The sequence below is a fragment of the Mesorhizobium sp. M7A.F.Ca.CA.002.09.1.1 genome (genome assembly GCF_003998555.1).
Classification (GTDB): domain Bacteria; phylum Pseudomonadota; class Alphaproteobacteria; order Rhizobiales; family Rhizobiaceae; genus Mesorhizobium; species Mesorhizobium ciceri.
In genome coordinates this window covers 1-4,608 of the sequence record NZ_RZRR01000429.1, presented here as the reverse complement: position 1 = coordinate 4,608, position 4,608 = coordinate 1, and the positions used below count along the sequence as shown (strand labels likewise).

5 protein-coding genes and 1 pseudogene are annotated in these 4,608 nt (G+C 67.1%); 1 reads left to right on the top strand and 5 read right to left on the bottom strand.

All coding sequences use genetic code 11. The features are described from left to right. The coding region (gene cbiE / locus EN994_RS18770; RefSeq protein WP_127307716.1) for a precorrin-6y C5,15-methyltransferase (decarboxylating) subunit CbiE at positions 1-1,020 on the bottom strand (1,020 nt) is incomplete at its 3' end. Position 1,021: 1 nt separating this feature from the next. Here cbiE and EN994_RS18765 point away from each other — a divergent pair. Continuing rightward, a complete protein-coding gene (locus EN994_RS18765) occupies positions 1,022-1,798 on the top strand; it encodes a cobalt-precorrin-6A reductase (protein ID WP_063168245.1) in 777 nt (258 codons plus the stop codon). On the opposite strand, the gene EN994_RS18760 is transcribed toward EN994_RS18765, so the two are convergent. The 4 genes and pseudogenes from EN994_RS18760 to EN994_RS18745 all read right to left on the bottom strand — a co-directional run. Continuing rightward, positions 1,762-2,526 carry a precorrin-3B C(17)-methyltransferase gene (locus EN994_RS18760; RefSeq protein WP_063168244.1) on the bottom strand — a complete coding sequence of 255 codons (765 nt, stop codon included), beginning with the start codon at positions 2,524-2,526 and terminating at the stop codon, positions 1,762-1,764. The two genes, EN994_RS18765 and EN994_RS18760, sit on opposite strands and share 37 nt — an antisense overlap. After that, on the bottom strand, positions 2,523-3,281 hold the full coding sequence (locus tag EN994_RS18755) for a precorrin-2 C(20)-methyltransferase (RefSeq protein ID WP_013531083.1): 759 nt from the start codon (positions 3,279-3,281) through the stop codon (positions 2,523-2,525). The genes EN994_RS18760 and EN994_RS18755 overlap by 4 nt, the downstream gene beginning before the upstream one ends. Further along, on the bottom strand, positions 3,278-3,910 hold the full coding sequence (locus EN994_RS18750) for a precorrin-8X methylmutase (RefSeq protein ID WP_063168243.1): 633 nt from the start codon (positions 3,908-3,910) through the stop codon (positions 3,278-3,280). Before EN994_RS18750 ends, EN994_RS18755 begins: the two co-directional genes overlap by 4 nt. Positions 3,911-3,912: 2 nt before the next feature. After that, a pseudogene (locus tag EN994_RS18745) lies at positions 3,913-4,608 on the bottom strand (precorrin-3B synthase); the annotation flags it as partial.

Sequence of the window (4,608 nt, the reverse complement as noted above, 5' to 3'; positions counted from 1 at the left end):
GCCCGTATTGGCCACAACGCCGCCGCCGATGAAGATCGCGTCAGGCGTATCCAGTCTGGCTAGCGCCTTGGGCGCGGCGCCTTCGACCACGACAAGGCCGGGAACGCCACAAGCGGCGGCGTTGTGGCCAATACGGGCAGCGCGCACCGGATCGGCCTCGATGGCAAAAGTGCGCATCGAAGGGTGGGCCAGCATCCATTCGATGCCGATGGAACCGGAGCCGGCGCCGATGTCCCACAGCAACTCGCCGCGCCGCGGCGCCAGCGCCGACAGGGTAATCGCGCGGATTTCGCGCTTGGTGATCTGGCCGTCATGGTCGAACAGGTGATCGGCAAGGCCTGATGTGAGCGGCAGCACGCGCGCGTCCGGACCGGATTCAACTTCGACCGCCAGCACGTTGAGCGGATTGAGGTTTTCGAGGTCGAAGGCATCGGCGCGGACCGAGCGCTGGGTCTCGCTTGGCCCACCCAACGCCTCCAGGATCGTCAGCCGCGATGCGCCGAAGTCGAGTTCCGCGAGCAGGCGGGCAATCGCCGCGGGGGCTTCTGCATCCGAGGTCAGCGCCAGGATGCGCGCGCCTGGCTGCAGCAGTGGCCGGATCAGGTCGAGCGGCCGGCCGTGCAGCGAGACGGTTTCGATATCCTGCAGCGCCCAGCCGAGCCGGGCGGCCGCCAGTGAAACGGCTGAAGGCGCGGGGATAACGTGCATCTCTTGCGCCTTGACCTTGCGGGCGAGCGTGGCGCCGACGCCGTGGAAGAAGGGATCGCCGGAGGCGAGCACACAGACGTTCCTGCCGGCGAGCGCCAGCACGTCAGCCATCTCGGCATCGAACGGAACCGGCCATGGGCGCGGCTCGCCCTTGGCGAAGGAAGCGACAAGGGCGAGGTGCCGCTTGCCGCCGAAGATGATCTCAGCCTGGGCAATCCGCTGCTTGGCCTCGTCGCCGAGACCCGCTAAACCGTCCTCGCCGATGCCGACGACTGTCAGCCAGGCGGCTCGCGATTGACGCTCAGCAGGCATAATGACCCACCGTATCCTGATCCTCGGCGGCACCACCGAAGCGCGGCAACTGGCCGGAAAACTGGCGGCGCGTGCCTCGGTCACACTGTCGCTGGCCGGCCGCACCGAAAGCCCGGTCGCGCAAGGCGTGCCGGTGCGAAGCGGAGGCTTTGGCGGCGCCGACGGGCTGGCCGCTTACCTCACGGAAACGGCCACCGATCTGCTGATCGACGCCACGCATCCCTATGCGGCGCAAATCTCCGCCAATGCCGCACAAGCCGCGCGCATGGCCGGCGTGCCGATCCTTGCCCTGCGGCGTCCCGGCTGGGAGCCTGTCGAAGGCGACCGCTGGACGTTGGTCGGTACGGTCGGCGATGCCGCGCAAGCGCTTGGACCGGCGCCGCGCCGCGTTTTTCTGGCACTGGGCCGGCAAGAGGTTGCGGCTTTCGAAGCAGCGCCCCAGCACCACTATGTCATTCGCAGTGTCGATCCGGTCGAGCCGAAGCTGGCCGTGCCCGACGCCGAATATCTGTTGGCCCGTGGCCCGTTTCGCGACGCGGAGGAACGCGCGCTGCTCGAAAGGCACCGCATCGATGTCGTGGTGTCCAAGAACAGCGGCGGCGAGGCGACCTTTGGCAAGATCGCCTCGGCGCGGGCGCTTGGCATCGAGGTGGTCATGATCCGCAGGCCTGATCTGCCGGACGTGCCCTCGGCTGAAACCGTCGAAGCGCTGGCCGCCATTGTCGATCGATTTGGGATCGATCATTTTGTCCGTCCCGTGGACGAGCGCGGCGTGTAGACCAGCGCCGGCTTCTCCGTGCGCTTGATAATCCTGGTTTCCGGCGAGCCGATGATGATGCAGGTCGCCATGTCCGCCTTTTCAGCCTCGACATCGGCCAGCAGGTAGACCTCGATACGCTCGTCCGGGCGACCGGCGGCGCGGCCGAAGATTACCGGCGTGGTGCCCGGCAGGATGGCGGTCAGGCACTCGAAGGCGCGGCCGAGTTGCCAGGGGCGGGCCTTGCTGATCGGGTTGTAAAGCGCGATGACGAAGCCGGCACCGGCCGCCGCCAGCAGGCGCAGTTCGATCAACTCCCATGGCTTTAGATTGTCGGAGAGCGAGATGGCGCAGAAATCATGGCCGAGCGGCGCGCCGATGCGGGCGGCAACCGCAAGCATGGCGGTGATGCCGGGCACCACGGCGACATCGACTGCGCGCCATTCGACCGGACCGGCCTCGATCGCCTCGCAGACGGCCGCCGCCATGGCGAACACGCCGGGATCGCCGCCGGAGACCACGGCGACGTCATGGCCCTCTGCAGCCTTGCTCAATGCGTCCTTGGAGCGGGCGAGTTCCTCGCGGTTGTCGGAAGCGACGCGGGTCTGGTCCGGGCGCAGGTCCAGCCGGTCGAGATAGGGTTTGTAGCCGTAAAAGAATTTCGCCTCGGCGACAGCGCGGCTGGCCTCCGGGGTGACCTGATCGGCATTGCCGGGGCCAAGGCCGATGACGATGAGACGGCCACTCATACCTGCGCTCCCACGGCGCCGGGGCGGCCGGACCAGCCGGCGACCAGCACGATGGCGAAGTAGGGCGCCTTGTCGTCCTTTTTGTCGGCAAGCTTCATCGAGACGCTGCCGGCCATGGTGCCGCGCTCGACATAGACGGCGCGCGACAGCTTGGCCGTAGCCTCCAGCGCCCGCCTGATCTTGGGCAGGTTGCGGCCGACCTTCATTATGACGGCGGCATCGGTGTCGGCCAGCCGGCGGGTCAGCTCGAACTCGCTCATCGTGCCCGGCAGCACGGTGAGCACGTCGTCGCCCTGGACGATCGGAATACCGGTCTGCGACCAGCAGCCGGACATGGCGGTGACGCCGGGGATGACTTCGGTCGGAAAACGATGGGCGAGGCGCACATGCAGATGCATGTAAGAGCCGTAGAACAGCGGGTCGCCCTCCGACAGCACCGCAACCATTCTGCCGGCTTCGAGGTGCTCGGCGACCTTTTCGGCCGACTCCTCGTAGAAAGCCGTGATCTGCGAGCGGTAGTCGTCGTGGTCCCTGGCGATTTCGGTTGTGACGGGATAGAGCAGCGGCAATTCCGTCATTTCGGGCCGGAACTGCGCTTCGACGATGGCGCGGGCGTTGCTGTTGTTGCCGCGCTTGGCGAAATAGGCCACGACATCGGCCTCGGCCAGGATGCGGGCGGCTTTTAGGGTCAGCAGTTCGGGGTCGCCAGGACCGGTGCCGACGCCAACGAGGCGGCCTTTGAGAAAGGCGTTCACAGGCCAGGCCTCGCCAATGAATTGAGCGCGGCGGCGGTCATGGCACTGCCGCCAAGCCGGCCACGCACGATGGCGTAGGGAACGCCGTAGGAATTCTCGGCCAGCGCATCCTTGGATTCGGCCGCACCGACGAAGCCGACCGGCATGCCGATGATGGCCGCCGGCTTCGGTGCGCCATCGCGCAGTTTTTCCAGGAGATAGAATAGCGCGGTCGGCGCATTGCCGATGGCAACCACAGAGCCGGCCATGCGCTCGCCCCAGAGGTCGATGGCGGCCGCCGAACGGGTGTTGCCGATTTGCCTGGCAATTTCGTGCGTACGCGGGTCGCGCAAGGTGCAGATCACCTCGTTGCCCGCCGGCAGCCTGGCGCGGGTGACGCCATGCGAGACCATTTCCGCGTCGCAGAAGATCGGCGCGCCGGCCGCCAAAGCGGTGCGGGCGGCGGCAACGAAATCCTTGGAGAACACAAAATGATTTGAAGCTTCGACCTGGCCGCAGGCATGGATCATGCGAATGGCGACATCGGCCTCAGCTTCGGAGAAGCGCGACAGATCGGCCTCGGCGCGGATGATGGCGAAGGAGCGCTCGTAGATCGCCGTGCCGTCATGGATGTAGTCGTAGGCGGCCATGCTCATTTCCGTTTTTCAGTTTGGGCCTGTCGGTAGGCCTCGGCGATACCGGCCGGCCCGAGCCTTGTCAGGCAAGCGGCGGCGGTTTCACCTTGATATCGTGTGCTGCGGATCATCGCCGCGACGCGGCCGATGCCGCGCGCGGCGTCATAGCCCGGCCTGTAGCCGGCAGGAAGGGCCTTTGCCGTCGCGTTCACGACAAGTCCGGCTCCATTTTCGCCGCCGACGATCGTCAGCGCTGCCGGACCGGGGTGGGCGCAGCCTTTGGCACAGCCGGAAATGTGAAGGGTGAAGTCGAGGATGTCGGCTGTTTCAGCGGCGATCGTCTCGGCGATGTCGCGTGTGGCGATGCGGCCGGAGGCGCAGGCCGGCATGCCCGGGCAAGCGGCAATGCGCGTGCGCGGGTCGGCGGGGGCGGTGACGAAGCCGAGGATGGCGGCGGTGTGTTGGAGCGATGGGTTGGCGGCGGTTGGTTGCCCGAGGAACAGCAAGGCACGACCGGGGGCGAGGCGGATTTCGGTTGTGCCGAGGGCGATGGCGGCTTGCGCGAGGGCGATGATCTTGTCGGCCGGCATGCTGCCGTAGGGCAGGGCGATGCCGAGGGCGGTGGCGTGGCCGGCTAAGGGGAAAAGGCCGATAGGTTTGCGCGAGGCGCCCCCCTCTGTCCTGCCGGACATCTCCCCCTCTAGGGGGGAGAT